This window comes from Burkholderia sp. NFPP32 (genome assembly GCF_900119325.1).
Lineage (GTDB): Bacteria > Pseudomonadota > Gammaproteobacteria > Burkholderiales > Burkholderiaceae > Burkholderia > Burkholderia pyrrocinia_C.
Genome location: NZ_FPJP01000020.1, coordinates 16957 through 32532 on the forward strand (window position 1 = coordinate 16957; position 15576 = coordinate 32532).

Annotated in this window: 15 protein-coding genes; 11 read left to right on the forward strand and 4 right to left on the reverse strand. The window is 68.6% G+C overall.

From position 1 onward, the window contains the following. Positions 1-420 precede the first annotated feature (420 nt). The 7 genes from BT264_RS28480 (at position 421) to BT264_RS28510 (ending at position 7906) form a co-directional block, all read left to right on the forward strand. Positions 421-1107 carry an orotate phosphoribosyltransferase gene (locus BT264_RS28480; RefSeq protein ID WP_034183954.1) on the forward strand — a complete coding sequence of 229 codons (687 nt, stop codon included), beginning with the start codon at positions 421-423 and terminating at the stop codon, positions 1105-1107. Positions 1108-1347: 240 nt separating this feature from the next. Then, positions 1348-1941, forward strand: coding sequence for a YbhB/YbcL family Raf kinase inhibitor-like protein (locus BT264_RS28485; RefSeq protein ID WP_072443198.1), 594 nt, complete (start codon positions 1348-1350; stop codon positions 1939-1941). A 200-nt stretch (positions 1942-2141) separates the two neighbouring features. Next, a complete protein-coding gene (locus tag BT264_RS28490) occupies positions 2142-2714 on the forward strand; it encodes a flavodoxin family protein (protein ID WP_072443196.1) in 573 nt (190 codons plus the stop codon). Positions 2715-2869: 155 nt separating this feature from the next. Then, entirely contained in the window at positions 2870-3820 is a 951-nt protein-coding gene (gene argC, locus BT264_RS28495) for an N-acetyl-gamma-glutamyl-phosphate reductase (RefSeq protein ID WP_072443194.1), read from the forward strand. Positions 3821-4250: 430 nt separating this feature from the next. Further along, complete coding sequence (locus tag BT264_RS28500) at positions 4251-5672, forward strand: DUF2957 domain-containing protein (RefSeq protein WP_072443192.1); 1422 nt, start codon at positions 4251-4253, stop codon at positions 5670-5672. Between the two features lie 140 nt (positions 5673-5812). Next, a complete protein-coding gene (locus tag BT264_RS28505; protein ID WP_072443190.1) occupies positions 5813-7054 on the forward strand; it encodes a DUF2957 domain-containing protein in 1242 nt (413 codons plus the stop codon). 18 nt (positions 7055-7072) lie between these two features. Further along, complete coding sequence (locus BT264_RS28510) at positions 7073-7906, forward strand: OmpW/AlkL family protein (protein ID WP_072443188.1); 834 nt, start codon at positions 7073-7075, stop codon at positions 7904-7906. A gap of 184 nt (positions 7907-8090) precedes the next feature. On the opposite strand, the gene BT264_RS28515 is transcribed toward BT264_RS28510, so the two are convergent. Continuing rightward, positions 8091-9020, reverse strand: coding sequence for a LysR family transcriptional regulator (locus tag BT264_RS28515; RefSeq protein WP_072443186.1), 930 nt, complete (start codon positions 9018-9020; stop codon positions 8091-8093). Positions 9021-9117: 97 nt separating this feature from the next. Between BT264_RS28515 and BT264_RS28520 the strand changes: the two genes are divergently transcribed. Further along, the gene (locus BT264_RS28520) at positions 9118-10401 is read left to right on the forward strand and encodes an MFS transporter (protein WP_072443184.1); all 1284 of its coding nucleotides are present in this window, start codon (positions 9118-9120) and stop codon (positions 10399-10401) included. A gap of 85 nt (positions 10402-10486) precedes the next feature. Here BT264_RS28520 and BT264_RS28525 read toward each other — a convergent pair whose 3' ends face one another. Together BT264_RS28525 and BT264_RS28530 are read right to left on the reverse strand one after the other, a co-directional pair. Next, the gene (locus tag BT264_RS28525; protein WP_072443182.1) at positions 10487-11128 is read right to left on the reverse strand and encodes a LysE family translocator; all 642 of its coding nucleotides are present in this window, start codon (positions 11126-11128) and stop codon (positions 10487-10489) included. Between the two features lie 83 nt (positions 11129-11211). Next, positions 11212-12288: an NAD(P)-dependent oxidoreductase gene (locus BT264_RS28530; RefSeq protein ID WP_256260723.1), complete on the reverse strand. Its 1077-nt coding sequence runs from the start codon at positions 12286-12288 to the stop codon at positions 11212-11214. Between BT264_RS28530 and BT264_RS28535 the strand changes: the two genes are divergently transcribed. Then, positions 12178-12936, forward strand: coding sequence for a Mut7-C RNAse domain-containing protein (locus BT264_RS28535; RefSeq protein ID WP_072443180.1), 759 nt, complete (start codon positions 12178-12180; stop codon positions 12934-12936). The two genes, BT264_RS28530 and BT264_RS28535, sit on opposite strands and share 111 nt — an antisense overlap. 76 nt (positions 12937-13012) lie before the next feature. Here BT264_RS28535 and BT264_RS28540 read toward each other — a convergent pair whose 3' ends face one another. Beyond that, complete coding sequence (locus BT264_RS28540) at positions 13013-13246, reverse strand: hypothetical protein (RefSeq protein ID WP_072443178.1); 234 nt, start codon at positions 13244-13246, stop codon at positions 13013-13015. Positions 13247-13648: 402 nt separating this feature from the next. Between BT264_RS28540 and BT264_RS28545 the strand changes: the two genes are divergently transcribed. Both BT264_RS28545 and BT264_RS28550 read left to right on the forward strand, forming a co-directional pair. Beyond that, a complete protein-coding gene (locus BT264_RS28545; RefSeq protein ID WP_072443176.1) occupies positions 13649-14854 on the forward strand; it encodes an efflux RND transporter periplasmic adaptor subunit in 1206 nt (401 codons plus the stop codon). A gap of 7 nt (positions 14855-14861) precedes the next feature. After that, the gene (locus tag BT264_RS28550; protein ID WP_072443174.1) at positions 14862-15560 is read left to right on the forward strand and encodes an ABC transporter ATP-binding protein; all 699 of its coding nucleotides are present in this window, start codon (positions 14862-14864) and stop codon (positions 15558-15560) included. Positions 15561-15576 lie beyond the last annotated feature (16 nt).

The following is a 15576-nucleotide window of genomic DNA, read 5'->3' on the forward strand; positions in this document are numbered from 1 at the left end:
AGTACACAGCACCTTCGGCCGCGTCTGCTTGAATCGAGGGGATGGTCGACTGCGAGACGGCACGCGACGCGCCGGGTCGGCACGCCATCGAACCTTGGCGGGTGGCAAGAGGAAAGTACAAAGTACTGAACGATTTCTAAGGGTCGCCTAGTGTACACCCCGCGCATGACACATGTTGGTGCAGCGCCGCATCCCCGGCATCGCATCGGAGCGATCCGCCCCCGCTTGTTTCGCCGGTGGTGGGCGGCATCGCGAACCTGCGCGAATTCCGCCGAAAACCGCCCTGAATCGGGTAAAATAACCGGCTACGCGCGCAGCGATGCGATCGGCCTTCCGATCGCGCCCCCGGCCCCCGGCCGGGTTCCCGTGCTGCGCCACCGGGCCTGCGCCCGCTCCTCGCTCAACACCCAAGGAATGCCCATGACAGGCTACGATCGTCAGTCGATCTCGGATACGACCGCCAAAATCCTGCTCGAAGTGCAGGCGGTGCACTTCAACGCCGAAAAACCGTTCATCTTCACGTCCGGCTGGGCAAGCCCCGTCTATATCGACTGCCGCAAGCTGATCTCGTATCCGCGCGTGCGCCGTGCGCTGATGGAAATGGCGGAAACGACGATCACGCGCGACATCGGCTTCGAGCAGATCGACGCGGTGGCGGGCGGCGAGACGGCCGGCATCCCGTTCGCGGCATGGATCGCGGACCGGATGATGGTGCCGATGCAGTACGTGCGCAAGAAGCCGAAGGGTTTCGGCCGCAACGCGCAGATCGAAGGCCATCTGGAAGAAGGCTCGCGCGTGCTGCTGGTGGAAGACCTGACGACCGACAGCCGCAGCAAGATCAACTTCGTCAATGCGCTGCGTACCGCGGGCGCGACGGTGAACCACTGCTTCGTGCTGTTCCACTACGACATCTTCAAGGAAAGCGTGTCGGTCCTGAAGGACATCGACGTCGACCTGCACGCGCTGGCGACGTGGTGGGACGTGCTGCGCGTCGCGAAGGCATCGGGCTACTTCGAAACGAAGACGCTCGACGAAGTCGAGAAATTCCTGCACGCGCCGGCCGAGTGGTCGGCCGCGCACGGCGGCGCGACGGGCGCCCAGGAGTGACGCCGCGCCGGCATGCATGCCGGCGCCCTGGCTGAAAAAGCCGCCTGCTTCATCGCAGGCGGCTTTTTTTCGTCCGTCGTTCCGCGCAAGAACCGGTCGCGACCGCGGGTCGCGGTGTGCATCGCTCATCGAACCCTAATGCTAGACTTGATCCATCGCCGCCATCAGCGACGCGGGCAACGCACAACGCCAACAACGCCGGGAGCATCGGCCCGGCCCACGTGACGGGAGAAGCGCCATATGCGTGTGGATCGCCGGATCACTCCGCCTGCGCCATCGGGTCGCCCGTCTCCGTTCATCGCTCTCCTCGTTTGCACCGCCGTCTTCGCGGCGCTGCCCGTTCATGCGGAAGGCCCGTTCACCATGTCGAGCGACGACCTGACGCCCGGCGGGCGCGTCCGCGCCGCGAACGTGTTCGACCGCGGCGACTGCAAGGGCGCGAACCGCTCGCCGCAGCTCGCCTGGCACAACCCGCCGCCCGGCACGCGCAGCTACGCGGTCACGATCTTCGATCCCGACGCACCCGGGCGCGGCTGGTGGCACTGGGCCGTGGCAGGCATCCCGGCCACGGTCACGAGCCTGCCCACCGACGCGAGCGCGTCCGGCTTCCTGCGGCGCATCGGCGCGATCGAGGCGCGCAACGACTTCGGGATCGACGGCTACGGCGGCCCGTGCCCGCCGCCCGGCAAGCCGCACCGCTACGTGATCACCGTCTACGCGCTGAAGGGCAACGACCTGCGCATCGCGCAGGGCCGACCCGCGCCGATGTTCGAGCATGAGATCGGCACGCTCGCGATCGGCAGCGCGCAATTCACGGTTAGCTACGGGCAGTGACGGACGCCGGGCCGCGATTGCCGGCCGACGCGAATTTCAGTGCGCCGCATGCGCGCGTTTTCCCGTCATTTCGGCTTGCTAGACTCGTCGTCACCGGTCGCGGCCCCACACGCCGCGCATCGGTCGCGCCGCCCGCCGGCGACGCGTGACGCGGCAGGCCGCTGCGGCCGCCGTTCCCGTCCCTTTCCGGAGAACGCTTCATGTCGAACATCGTCATCGTCTATCACAGCGGCTACGGTCACACGCAGAAACTGGCCGAGGCCGTTCACGCGGGCGCGCAGGACGCCGGCGCGACCGTACGCCTGATCGCCGTCGGCGACCTCGACGACGCGGGCTGGGCCGCCCTCGACGCGGCCGACGCGATCGTCTTCGGCGCGCCGACCTACATGGGCGGCCCGTCGGCGCAGTTCAAGCAGTTTGCCGACGCGACGTCGAAAGCGTGGTTCACGCAGAAGTGGAAAGACAAGATCGCCGCGGGCTTCACGAACTCCGCGACGATGAACGGCGACAAGTTCTCGACGATTCAATATTTCGTCACGCTGTCGATGCAGCATGGGATGGTGTGGGTCGGCACGAGCCTGATGCCGGCCAACTCGAAGGCGGCCACGCGCAACGACATCAACTACCTCGGCGGCTCCACGGGCCTGCTCGCGCAGTCGCCGGCGGATGCGACGCCCGACGAGGGCCCGCTGCCGGGCGACCTCGAGACCGGGAAGGTATTTGGCCGGCGCATCGCCGAAGCGACGGCACGCTGGGTTGCCGGCAGCCGCTGAGCCGGCCCCGGGCGCCCGCGCCGGCGGGCGTCAAAGGGACACAAGACGGCCCGCCGGCCGTCTTTTTTTCGCCCCGCGCGGTGCAGGCGCGCCGGATGACGTCTTAAAATGGCGATCTCCGGGCGCGGGCCCCCGTTTCATCCAGTGAGAGCGAAATGAGCACCAAAGTTTTTGTCGACGGCCAGGAAGGCACGACCGGCCTCAAGATCTTCGAATACCTGTCGGCGCGCAACGATATCGAGATCCTGCGCATCGATGAAGCGAAGCGCAAGGACGTCGACGAGCGCCGCCGCCTGATCAACGCGTCGGACATCACGTTCCTGTGCCTGCCGGACGTCGCGTCGCGCGAATCGGCCTCGCTCGTCGAGAACCCGAACACGACGCTGATCGACGCGAGCACCGCGTTCCGCACGAGCGCCGACTGGGCCTACGGCCTGCCCGAACTGACCCGCGCGCAGCGCGAGAAGATTCGCACGTCGAAGCGCATCGCGGTGCCGGGCTGCCACGCATCGGCCTTCGTGCTCGCGATGCGTCCGCTCGTCGATGCGGGCATCGTCGCGCCGACGTTCGCCGCGCACAGCTACTCGATCACCGGCTACAGCGGCGGCGGCAAGTCGATGATCGCCGACTACGAGAACGCGGCGCCGGGCGGCAAGCTCGCGAGCCCGCGCCCGTATGCGCTCGGCCTCACGCACAAGCACCTGCCGGAAATGGCCGCGCACACGGGCCTCGCGAACCCGCCGATCTTCACGCCGATCGTCGGCCCGTTCCTGAAGGGTCTCGCAGTGACGACCTACTTCACGCCCGAACAGCTCGCGAAGCGTGCGACGCCGCAAGACGTGCAACGCGTGTTCGCCGAATACTACGCGGACGAAGCATTCGTGCGCGTCGCGCCATTCAACGCGGACGCGAACCTCGACGGCGGCTTCTTCGACGTGCAGGCGAACAACGACACGAACCGTGTCGACCTGTTCGTGTTCGGCAACGAAGAGCGCTTCGTCACGGTCGCGCGCCTCGACAACCTCGGCAAGGGTGCGTCGGGTGCCGCGATCCAGTGCATGAACCTCAACATCGGCGCGGCCGAGGATGCGGGCCTCACGCGCTGACCATCCTCTCGTGCGATGCAAAGCCGGCCGCTGGCCGGCTTTTTATTTACCCGCATCACGCAATAAATAAAATCCTGTTCGCGAATTTACAAATATTTACAAGCTTTCCATTGCGCGATTACCAGCGAATTAACTCCCCCCTTATTTCTCCAGTCAATCCCGAATAGGGATAAACCGGATACCACCGCTTTAAACACTGCCGCTGTGCGCGGGAAGGTTCTTCGACAGCCTTCCTCGCGTGGCACATCCCCCACTTCGGCAGCTTTTGCCAGCCCCTCGCACGTTTTAATTCTTACTGAATGCCGTGTCGGACAAGGATTTAAAACACGACATCCGTTTCAATCGCCTTTTTTAGACGGGTTCATCAATTGACAGCAAAAATCAAGGCGGCGACATTAGCTCGCACAATTAAACGATTGGAGACAGCGGCATGTCGCACGCCTTATCGAAGGGGGTGGCAACGGCCTTTGCCATTGCCCCTTTCCTGGTTGCATGTGGTGGGGGGGATTCCGGCGGCGCGCTCGCGCCGATCAATGCGCCCCAATGTTCCGGATCGAGCTGCGGCACGCAAGGGCCGCCGCCGTCGCAGCCCGTCAACGGTTCGCTGTGTCCGGCCAACGCCGACATCGTGAAGAACACGTATCTCGGCGGTGCCGGTAGCGGCGAGATCGTCAGCGTCAACATCGACGCAGTCGCGATGACGTACACGCTCAAGTGGCTCGAATCGCCGATTCCGCTGAAGACGGGCACCGTCACGCCCAGCCGCGTCGGCACGACGATCACCGGCAAGGTCATCCACCCGCCGACCGGCGCGCTGCCGACCGCCGAGCAGACGCGCTGCGCGTTCGTCCTCACGCCGGGCACGGGCCCCGCGCCGGACGGCTCGACCTATTCGACGGCCGCCGACTTCAACCAGGCGAACCCGCCGATGCTGCTCGTCGGCATGGGCGTCGCGGGCGGCGGCATTCCGGGCGCGACGATCCAGTACGACGGGCTGACGATCATCCCGGGCGTCGTGCAGAACGTCGGCCAGGTGCCGAACCGCCACTTCGATTTCTATCCGTTCCTCGGCTTCGCGAACACGACGACCGACCTGTCGAAGCTGCCGGGCACGTACAACGCGCTGATCTACCACCTCGTGCCGTCGGGCAACTACGCGACGAAGGGATCGAACTCGAGCGAGACGTTCGATGCGAACGGCGCGTGCACGTCGACCGGTTCGGGCGGCTGCCAGACGACCGGCGATCCGTGGAAGACGAGCGCGAACGGCGGCTACTTCGACAGCACGAAGGCACCGCAGACGCTGCCGCAAACGCAACTGCCGATCGTCGGCGCGACCGGCAAGTCGGCGACCGCGCACATGGTGATCGGCCAGCTCAACGGCGCGACGGTGCCGGTGATCGTGCGCACGGGCAACGTGAACCTCGGTACGCCGCCGCTGCACCTCGACGCGCAGGTCGACGACGAATCGGGCATCGCGGTGCTCGGCGCGGCGACGGCGATCACGTCGGGCTCGATCGACGGCGGCTACGCGGGCGCGGACTCGAACTTCAAGTACACGGCCGCCCTGATCCGCGGCAGCAACGCATCGTTCATCAACCCGACCACGCAGGCCGAGGAAGACGGCTTCACGCTCGACTACGGCCAGGCGACGCCGGGCCTGCTGAACGCGAAGACGACGCCGCCGAGCGGCGCGACCTACCCGTCCGCATCGGGCGTGGTGATCGCGACGGGCGGGCTGTACGCGGCACTCGTGCAGGGCACGGTGAACGGCGGCGTCACGTCGACGTCGGCGAACTCGACGACGTCGTCGACACCGTACTTCGGCGTGGGCGCGCAGATCAGCAAGTAGCGATCGAGGACGCGGCGGCGGCCCGCCCGCCGCCGCGCGACGGACGAAGCGCGCGGCACCGCGCACGCAGGACGAGCACAAGCAACAGAAGCGGCCGACAGGGAGCTGGCCGCCACACAAGACAAATCTGGAGGAGCAACATGAAGCGCAACCTCATTCTGGCGGCGGCCTTTGCCGCCCCCCTTCTTTCCGCCTGCGGCGGCGGCAGCGACAACCCGCCCCCGCTCGTCGAAGACCGGCTCTGTCCCGCGTCGCTCGACTACAGCACCGTGTTTACCGGCGGCGCGGGCAGCGGCGAACTCGCCAAGGTCCAGCTCGACACGACCAAGATGACGTGGCAGGTCACGTATGTCGAATCGGCGGTACCGCGCACGACCGGCACCGTCACGCCGACCCGCGCAGGCACCGTCGACAGCGGCACGCTCACGCAGGAAACGCTGCTGCCGACCAACAAGCTGAACCAGTGCGCGTTCCGCCTGAACGGCGCGAGCCTCGACTCGACGCGCCCGGCACGGATCTTCGTCGGCTTCGGCGTCGCCGGCGGCACGATTCCGGGCAAGGAAATCCAGTTCGGGGGCGTGCTCGGCCAGGCCGCGGTGCCCGACACGAAATTCCCGTACTACCCGTTCATCGGCTTCTCGTCGATCGAGACCGACATCGCGAAAGTCGCGGGCACGTACAGCCATGTCGGCTTCGGCGAGGTGCCGTCGCAAAACTTCGCGCCCGCGTCGATCGACGCGAAGGTGACGATCAACGCGGACGGCTCGTGGACCAAGTGCGACACGACCGGCCAGTTCGCCGGCGGCGCATGCACGCAGCAGGGCACGAACTTCGTGCCGGCCGCGGACGGCAGCGGCGCGTTCCAGTCGAACAACTACCGGAGCCAGTTGAAGCCGACGCTGTCGGCCACGCCGCAGGGCAAGGGCTTCATGATCGTCGGCAAGCTGCGCAACCAGCTCGTGCCGATCCTCGTGCGCACGGGTGTCGCGAACCCGAACCCGACACCCGACAGCAACGGCGTGCCGGGCCTCACCGCCGACGACGAATCGAGCATCTCGATCCTCGCGCCGCAGACGGCGATCGCGGCCGGCTCGCAGAACGGCGAGTACATCGGCGTCGACAGCGAGTTCAACTACCGGACCACCGCGCTGATCAACACCCAGGCAACGCTGCTCGATCCGTTCCAGCCGTCCCAGGCGTCGCTCACGAGAGTGCTCGACCTCGACTACACGCAGAAGGTGCCGGGCACGGTCACGACGATCCACACGGGTTCGGGCAGCACGTCGCCGACCGGCAAGTTCATCTTCTCGGGTGGCGTGTTCGGTTTCCTCGACAACGCGGGATCGACGCCGTATTTCACGATCGGCGCGTTCGTCCAGTAAGCGGAGGGGAACGCCGTGATGAAGAAAACCCTTCTCTGCGCGGCGGCCGGCGCCGCCGCACTGGCGCCGCTCGCGGCGCACGCGCAGAGCGCCGGCAGCAACGTCGTCACGCTGGGCTGGTTCCACGTGATGCCGCAGCAGAGCAGCACGCCGATGACGACCAACGTCGCACCGACACCGATCAACACGCCGCTGCGGCTGCCGCCGTCGTTCACGTCGCCGGGCACCGGGCTGCGCACCAGCGGCGCCGACACCGTCGGCCTGACGGTCAGCCACTTCCTGACCGACCATATCGCGGTCACGTCGGTGGCAGGCGTGCCGCCGGTGTTCAAGGTGTCGGGCCAGGGCACGATCAAGCCGCCCGGCCCGGCCGGCGCGCTCGGCACGCAGAACATCGGGCTGGCGTCGGTCAACCCGATCGTGAAGAGCGTGCGGCAGTGGAGCCCGGCCGTGCTGCTGCAATACTACTTCGGGCAGGCGACCGCGAAGTTCCGGCCGTTCCTCGGCCTCGGCGTGTCGTACAACTGGTTCAGCGACCTGCAGCTCAACACGAACTTCATCAAGCAGACGCAGGACAACCTCGGCGCGATTCTCGCGGCGGGCGCGGGCAAGCCGGGTACGACATCGGTGGAGGCGAAGGCGTCGTCGTCATGGCAGCCGGTGTTCAACGCGGGCCTGCAGTACAACATGACCGAGCATTTCGGGCTGATCGCGTCGGTGACGTACATCCCGCTGAAGACGACGTCGACGGTGACGATCAAGGCGGCCGACGGTTCGGTGCTGGCCGAGTCGAAATCGGACCTGAAGGCCGACCCGATCATCAGCTACGTCGGGATGACGTACAAGTTCTGAACCCGGCGACGGACGACGACTGGAGAGCCGCGGCAAAATCGCAGGCAAAAAAAAGCCCGCCTAAGAGGCGGGCTGAATCCATATCAGAGGAGACATGGAGGAGACAGGTGCCACTATAGCGAATCAATTTCCGCAACGCAACATTTCCGTAGAGAAAATAAGGATTTTCCCTCGAACACCCGCTCTAACTCGCTTCGTTTGCTTCTGACCCCTTCCCGGTCTCCCCTTCCAGCACTTCGGCCAGCGCATCGCGCAGCAGCGCGACGGGCCGCACCAGGCGGCCCGGCAGCGCGCCGTGCACGATCCATACGTTGATCCGCGTCTCCAGCCCCGCCGTTTCCACCACCCTCAGCGCATCGCGATGCGCGCTGCGCGCCAGCGCGTTCGGCGCCGCGATCCCGATGCCGGCGCCGCGCGCGACGAGCGACAGCTGCAGCTCCGAGCCGAACGCCTCGACCGCGACGTCGAACGGCAGCCCGGCCGCGCCGAGCGCGCGGCTCAGCGCCGAGCGCATCCCGCAGCCGTCCTGGCTCAGCACCCACGGAAAACCCGACAGCGTGTCGAGCGACAGCGGACCGTCCGGCAGCGGAAAGTCGCGCGCGGCGACGAGCACCGTCGGCTGCGTGGCGAGCAGCGTCGCGGCGAACGCGTCGGGCAGCACCGCGCTCGCCGGCACCATCACGGCCGCGACGTCGAGCGTGCCGCGCTCGATGCCCTGCATCAGCGCCGGCGACCAGCCGGCCGTCACGCGCAGCGTCAGGCGCGGGAACGCGTCGCGCAGCCGGTCGATCGGCCGCTCGAGCGCCAGCTCGGACAGGAACGGCGGGACGCCGATGCGCAGCTCGCCGGACGGCTCGCTGTCCGGCGCGCCCGCCGCCATCAGTTCATCGACCGCGCCCAGCACGTTGCGCGCGAGCGCATAGACGTCGCGCCCGGCGGCGGTCGGCCTCAGCGGCTTGCTCTGCCGTTCGAGCAGCGGCATGCCGAGCAGCGTTTCGAGATTCTGCACGCGCCGCGTCAGGCCCGGCTGCGTCAGGTGGAGCTTTGCGGCCGCGGCGACCATCGACCCGCTGTCGACCACCGCAACGAACGCCAGGAGATCACGCGTATTCAAAACAAACTCGCATAATCATGTTAGACATATTTCAATTGTCGCATAAACATCGGCCGCCTACGATGGGAGTTCCTTCGACCCGCACCCCAGGCTTCTGATGAACTGCCCTGCCGACTCCTGCCCCGCCGCCGTTCGCACGCCCGCCGACGCGCCGCCCGCGCTGAGCGCGGGCATGACGCTGTTCTTCGCCGCGACGGTCGGCGTGATCGTGATGGACCTGTTCGCCGCGCAACCGCTCACCGGCCCGATCAGCGCCGACCTGCACCTGCCGGCGGGCCTCGCCGGCCTCGTCGCGATGCTGCCGCAGCTCGGCTACGCGGCCGGGCTCGTGTTGCTCGTGCCGCTGGTCGACCTGCTCGAGAACCGCCGCCTGATCGTCGCGACGCTCGTCGCCTGCGCGGCTACGCTCGCGCTGCCCGCGTTCACGCGGTCGGGTACCGTGTTCCTGCTGGCGACGCTCGCCGCCGGCGCCGCGTCGAGCGTGATCCAGATGCTGGTGCCGATGGCCGCGTCGATGGCGCCCGAAGCGCAGCGCGGCCGTGCGGTCGGCAACGTGATGAGCGGGCTGATGCTCGGCATCCTGCTGTCGCGGCCGCTCGCGAGCCTGATCGCGGGCTCGGCCGGCTGGCGCGCGTTCTACGCGCTGGCCGCGCTCGCGAACGCGGCGATCGCCGTCGTGCTTGCGCTGCGCCTGCCGTCGCACACGCCGTCGATCACGGCCGGCTACCGCGCGCTGCTCGCCTCGATGGGGCGCCTGCTCGCCGACGAACCGATGTTGCGCCGTCATGCACTGTCGGCCGCGCTCGCGATGGCCGCGTTCAGCGCATTCTGGACCGCCGTCGGGCTGCGGCTCGCGCAGCCGCCGTTCGGACTCGACCTGCACGGCATCGCGCTGTTCGCGTTCGCCGGCGCCAGCGGCGCGATCGTCACGCCGCTCGCAGGCCGCGCCGGCGACCGCGGATACGGCCCGGCCGCGCAGCGGATCGCGCACGGCACGATGCTCGCGGCGCTCGTCGTGCTCGGGATTGCGGGCGCCGGCTGGTTCGGCTTCGACGCGCACGCGCATCGCGGCCTCGCGCTGGCGCTGCTTGCCGGCGGCGCGGCGCTGCTCGACGCGGGGGTCATCGTCGACCAGACGATCGGCCGCCGCGAGATCAACCTGCTGAACCCGGCTGCGCGCGGGCGCCTGAACGGGCTGTTCGTCGGGCTGTTCTTCGCCGGCGGCGCGCTCGGCGCGGCGCTCGCGGGCAGCGCATGGGCATGGGGCGGATGGAGTGCGGTGTGCGGCGTCGGGTTCGCGTTCGCCGGCGCGGCAGCCGCATTCGGCCTCTCGGCCGGACGCCTTGCCGGCGTGGCGGCGTCGACTCGCCCGCGTGCATGAGCGAACGTGAAGCGGACGCACAAAGACGAACGCCCCGCCCTCTTGCGAGGGGCGGGGCGTTCGGCGCGCCTGAGTCAGTCCGGAATCAGTGACGGACCAGCGCCATCATCGCGCCGAAGCCGACGAACAGCCCGCCCGTCAGCCGGTTGAAGATCTTCGCGACGCTCTGGCTCTTCAGCGTCGCGCCGATGCGCGTGCCGAACGATGCATAAACGAGATACCAGCTCACCTCGATCACCGCGAACGTGACGACGAGGATGCCGAACTGCGGCAGCGTCGGCTCGGCCGCGTTGATGAACTGCGGCAGCAGCGCGGCCGCGAACAGGATCGCCTTCGGGTTGCTGCCCGCGACCAGGAAGCCGTTGCGGAACAGCACCCAGCGCGACGCCGCCGCAGCCTGGCGCGACACGGTTTCGACGTCGGCGGCCGACGGCGCTTCGTCGACGCGCGCGCGCCACGCCTTCACGCCGAGATAGATCAGGTAGGCCGCGCCCGCGAAGCGCAGCGCGTTGAACATCGCCGGCCACGCTTCGAGAAACACGCCGAGACCCGCCGCCGATACCGACAGCATCAGCACCAGCGCGCTCAGGCAGCCGGCCATCGTCGACGACGAGCGCCGCAGCCCGTGCCGCGCGCCATGCGTCATCACGAGCAGCATGTTCGGGCCCGGAATCGCCGACACGACGAACACCGTCGCCACGAAAAGCCACCACGTATGCAAGTTCATGCCCGCCTCTGCGTGAAAGAAAAAAGAAAGAAAGACGAAACGCCGATTATGCCGTGCGCGCCGCGCTTCTGTCTCGCCCGGGGTCAGCGGCCCGCGCGGCGCAGCGCGACTTCGCCGAGCACCGCGAAATCCTGCTCGCCGCCGCCGTGCGCAAGCGCATCGAGCAGGCTGTCGCGCACGACGCTCGCCACCGGCAGCGGCACCGACGTGGCGTCGCCGGCCTCCAGCGCGAGCCGGACGTCCTTCAGCCCGAGGCGCGCCTTGAAGCGCGCGGGCTCGTAACGCCGCTCGGCGATCATCGAGCCGTAGCCTTCGTAGACGGGCCCCGGAAACACGCTGCTCGTGATCACGTCGAGGAAGTCGCGCATCGCGACGCCGTGCGCACCGAGCAGCGCGGACGCCTCGCCGAGCGTCTCGATCGCCGACGCGAGCGTGAAGTTCGCCGCGATCTTCGCGACGTTCGCGTGCTGCGGCAGCGAACCGAACCGCCAGGTCTTCTGGCCGATCGCGTCGAACAGCGGCTGCACGCGGTCGATCGCCTCGGCCGGGCCGCCCGCCATGATCGTCAGGCGCGCGGCGGCCGCGACGTCGGGCCGCCCCATCACCGGCGCGGCGACGTAATCGATGCCGCGCGACGCGTGCGCATGCGCGAGCGATTCGGCGAGCGCGACCGACACCGTCGCCATGTTCACGTGGATCAGGCCGCGCGGCGCCTGCGCGAGCAGCGCGTCGTCGAACACGGCGCGCGCGGCCGCGTCGTCGCCGAGCATCGAGAACACGGCGTCGCCGCGAAATGCGTCGGCCGGCGTGTCGACGATCTGCGCGCCGAATGCCGCGAGCGGCTCGGCCCGCTCGCGCGACCGGTTCCAGACCCGCACCGTGTGCCCCGCCTTCAGCAGGTTCGTCGCGATCGCCTGCCCCATTTCGCCCAGCCCGATAAACCCGAGATCCATTGCCCGCTCCTTCGCTCCGTGAAGCCGCGAGTTAAACACAGATGCCGGCCGTCTGCAGCGCCTGCCGCCGGCCGGGCGCGGTGCGATACTGCACGGATGGCGACCGCGACCTTCCGCTTCCACGGCGAACTGAACGCCTTTCTCCCGCGCGCGCAGCGCGACCGCGCGTTCGGGCACGCGTGTGCGCGCGATGCGACGGTGAAGCATGCGATCGAGGCGCTTGGCGTTCCGCATACCGAAATCGGCCGGCTCCGCGTGAACGACGCGCCGGCCGCGCTCGACCGGCCGCTCGACGACGGCGACCGTGTCGAGGCCTTTCCGGAGCGCGCGCAGCCGGCAGCCAACGGTGCAACCGCGCCGCAACCGGAACAATGGCGCTTCGTCGCCGACGCGCATCTCGGCGGCCTCGCGCAACTGCTGCGCCTCGCGGGCTTCGATACCTGCTACGACAACCACTACCGCGACGACGAGCTCGCGGCGCTCGCCGGCCGCGAGGGCCGGGTCGTGCTGACCCGCGACCGCGAGCTGCTCAAGCGGCGCGCGGTCGCGCGAGGTTGCTACCTGCACGCGGTGCAGCCGGCCGACCAGTTGCGCGAACTGTTCGAACGGCTCGATCTCGCCCCGCACATGCGGCCGTTCCGGCTGTGCCTGCGCTGCAATGCGCCGCTGCATCCGCTCGACGAGGAGGCCGCCGCGCCGCGCGTGCCGGACGGGGTCCGGCGGCGGCACCGGCGCTTTGCCGCGTGCGACGTCTGCCGGCGCGTGTTCTGGGAAGGCTCGCACTGGCGGCGCATGCGTTCGGTGGTCGACGAGATGCGCGCGCCGGCGCCGCCGGCCAGCCCCGGCGACGCCTGAAAAACAAAACCCCGGATGCCGAAGCATGCGGGGTTTTTCGACGGGTGGCCGGCAACACCGGCCCCGGGCGAATCGCTTAGTTCTGCGTGCCCTTGTCGTTCGTGCCAGCAGCCGAAGCGGCAGCGGCCTTCGCCTTGCCCTTCGCCGAACCGTGGCTCTTCAGCTGGTGTTTCGGCTTGCTGTGATCCTTCTTCATCGGTGCCGAAGCGGGAGCCATCGCGTCAGCTGCCGGCGCGGACGCCTGTGCGAATGCCGAAACCGATGCGAGTGCGAATGCTGCGGTCATGATCGAAGCGAGCGTCTTCTTCATTGTTCTTCCTTTAGCGGAGAAAAAGTCAAACGTACCGGTAAGAGATGCGAGGCATTCGCATCGGAACGCCAGTCGCGCCGGGGTTTCCGGTCGCCGCCGGGCGGCCGGCTTGCGCCGTTTCGCCGCGACAAAGACTGACGTACTGGCTCCATAACGCGCCGCCTTCGCGGCAAGTTGACACACCGCTTGCGCCTCGCGGGTTTTCCCCGACGACGCCGGTTTCCGGCCGCCCCGGCATGCCTATCCGGCATCGCGCGGCCCGTCCGCCGGCGGCCGCGGCGGCCCGGCAAACCGGCTCTCGCGCGCTGCCCCGCAACGCTATACTGGGCGTCCATCCGTCCCTTTCCCCGGAAACCGGATCGCGGCCGGTCGCCAGACCGCCGCCGTCGCGAGGCGCTCAAATTGCCCGATCACAATCTGGACAAACTGAAAATCGACCGGCGTCCGATCGCGCCGGTGCCACGGCGGCGCCGGTGGGTCCGCTATGCGGTCGCCGCCGCGCTCGTCATCGTCGCGATCGTCGCCGGCGTCGCGCTCACCGGCCGGCCGACGGTCGAAACCACGTCCGTCACGTCCGCCTATCCGTACCAGAACGACACACAGCTCAATGCGACCGGCTACGTCGTGCCGCAGCGCAAGGCCGCGGTCGCGTCGAAGGGTCAGGGGCGCGTGGAATGGCTCGGCGTGCTCGAGGGCACGCGCGTGAAGAAGGACGAGATCATCGCGCGCCTCGAAAGCCGCGACGTCGAGGCGTCGCTGGCACAGGCGCTCGCGCAGGCGAAGGTCGCCCGCGCGAACCTCGGCGTGCAGCAGGCCGAGCTGAAGGACGCCGCAATCGCGTTGCGCCGCACCGCGGCGCTCGCGCCGAAGGGCGCCGTGCCGGCCGCGCAGCTCGACATCGACACGGCCCGCGTGAACAAGGCGCGCGCGTCGCTCAGCAGCGGCGAGGCCGCGATCGCGTCCGCCGACGCCAATGCGCAGGCCGCGCAGGTCGCGGTCGACCAGACGGTGATCCGCGCGCCGTTCGACGGCATCGTGCTCGCGAAGCATGCGAACGTCGGCGACAACATCACGCCGTTCTCGTCCGCGTCGGACAGCAAGGGTGCGGTCGTGACGATCGCCGACATGGACACGCTCGAAGTCGAGGCCGACGTCGCCGAATCGAACATCGCGAAGATCCGCGCCGAGCAGCCGTGCGAGATCCAGCTCGACGCGCTGCCCGACCTGCGCTTCGCGGGCCGCGTATCGCGCATCGTGCCGACCGTCGACCGCTCGAAGGCCACCGTGCTCGTGAAGGTGCGCTTCGTCGACCGCGACGACCGCGTGCTGCCCGACATGAGCGCGAAGATCGCATTCCTGTCGAAGCCCGTGTCGGCGCAGGACCGGCAGCCCGTGACGGCCGTGCAGGCGAGCGCGGTCGTCGAACGCGACGGCCGGCCGGTCGTGTTCGTCGTGCAGGACGACACCGTGCGCGCAGCGGCCGTGACCACAGGCATGCGAATCGGCGAGCTGGTCGCGATCCGCGGCGTGAAACCCGGCGATACGGTCGTGCTCGCGCCGGGCGCGAAGCTGAAGGACGGCGCGAAAGTGGCCGTCGCGAAGAAGTAGCGCCAGCGTGAACGACGCGCCGCCGCCCCTCGTCGAGATCAGCCACGTCGCGAAGTCGTACCGGCGCGGCAGCCAGATCGTGCCCGTGCTGACCGACATCACGCTCGATATCGGCGAAGGCGACTTCGTCGCGCTGATGGGGCCGTCGGGTTCCGGCAAGAGCACGCTGCTGAACCTGGTGGCCGGCATCGACCGGCCAGACAGCGGCGAGCTGCGCGTGGGCGGCCTCGACATCTCGCAGCTCGCGGAGGCGCAGCTGGCCGAATGGCGCGCGGCGAACGTCGGCTTCATCTTCCAGTTCTACAACCTGATGCCCGTGCTCACCGCGTTCGAGAACGTCGAGCTGCCGCTGATGCTCACGCACCTGTCGCGCCGCGAGCGGCGCGAGCGCGTCGAGCTCGTGCTCGACATGGTGAACCTCGGCGACCGGATGACCCATTACCCGTCCGAGCTGTCGGGCGGCCAGCAGCAGCGCGTCGCGATCGCGCGCGCGCTGATCACCGATCCCGTGCTGATCGTCGCCGACGAGCCGACCGGCGACCTCGACCGCGCGTCGGCCACCGACGTGCTCGCGATGCTGCAGCGGATGAACGCCGAGCTCGGCAAGACGATCATCATGGTGACCCACGACGCGCACGCGGCCGGCGCCGCGCGGTCGGTCGTGCATCTGGAAAAAGGGGAGCTGATCGATGGATACGCCGGCTGACCGGCTGCGGGAGCGC

What these genes read in the sequence shown, in the direction of transcription:
- BT264_RS28485 (WP_072443198.1), top strand. Translation starts at nt 1,348, where the DNA reads ATGCGTGTGGATCGCCGGATCACTCCGCCTGCGCCATCGGGTCGCCCG.
- BT264_RS28490 (WP_072443196.1), top strand. Translation starts at nt 2,142, where the DNA reads ATGTCGAACATCGTCATCGTCTATCACAGCGGCTACGGTCACACGCAG.
- BT264_RS28510 (WP_072443188.1), top strand. Translation starts at nt 7,073, where the DNA reads ATGAAGAAAACCCTTCTCTGCGCGGCGGCCGGCGCCGCCGCACTGGCG.
- BT264_RS28530 (WP_256260723.1), bottom strand. Translation starts at nt 12,288, where the DNA reads ATGCTTCACCGTCGCATCGCGCGCACACGCGTGCCCGAACGCGCGGTC.
- BT264_RS28540 (WP_072443178.1), bottom strand. Translation starts at nt 13,246, where the DNA reads ATGAAGAAGACGCTCGCTTCGATCATGACCGCAGCATTCGCACTCGCA.
- BT264_RS28520 (WP_072443184.1), top strand. Translation starts at nt 9,118, where the DNA reads ATGAACTGCCCTGCCGACTCCTGCCCCGCCGCCGTTCGCACGCCCGCC.
- argC (WP_072443194.1), top strand. Translation starts at nt 2,870, where the DNA reads ATGAGCACCAAAGTTTTTGTCGACGGCCAGGAAGGCACGACCGGCCTC.
- BT264_RS28480 (WP_034183954.1), top strand. Translation starts at nt 421, where the DNA reads ATGACAGGCTACGATCGTCAGTCGATCTCGGATACGACCGCCAAAATC.
- BT264_RS28505 (WP_072443190.1), top strand. Translation starts at nt 5,813, where the DNA reads ATGAAGCGCAACCTCATTCTGGCGGCGGCCTTTGCCGCCCCCCTTCTT.
- BT264_RS28525 (WP_072443182.1), bottom strand. Translation starts at nt 11,128, where the DNA reads ATGAACTTGCATACGTGGTGGCTTTTCGTGGCGACGGTGTTCGTCGTG.
- BT264_RS28535 (WP_072443180.1), top strand. Translation starts at nt 12,178, where the DNA reads ATGGCGACCGCGACCTTCCGCTTCCACGGCGAACTGAACGCCTTTCTC.
- BT264_RS28500 (WP_072443192.1), top strand. Translation starts at nt 4,251, where the DNA reads ATGTCGCACGCCTTATCGAAGGGGGTGGCAACGGCCTTTGCCATTGCC.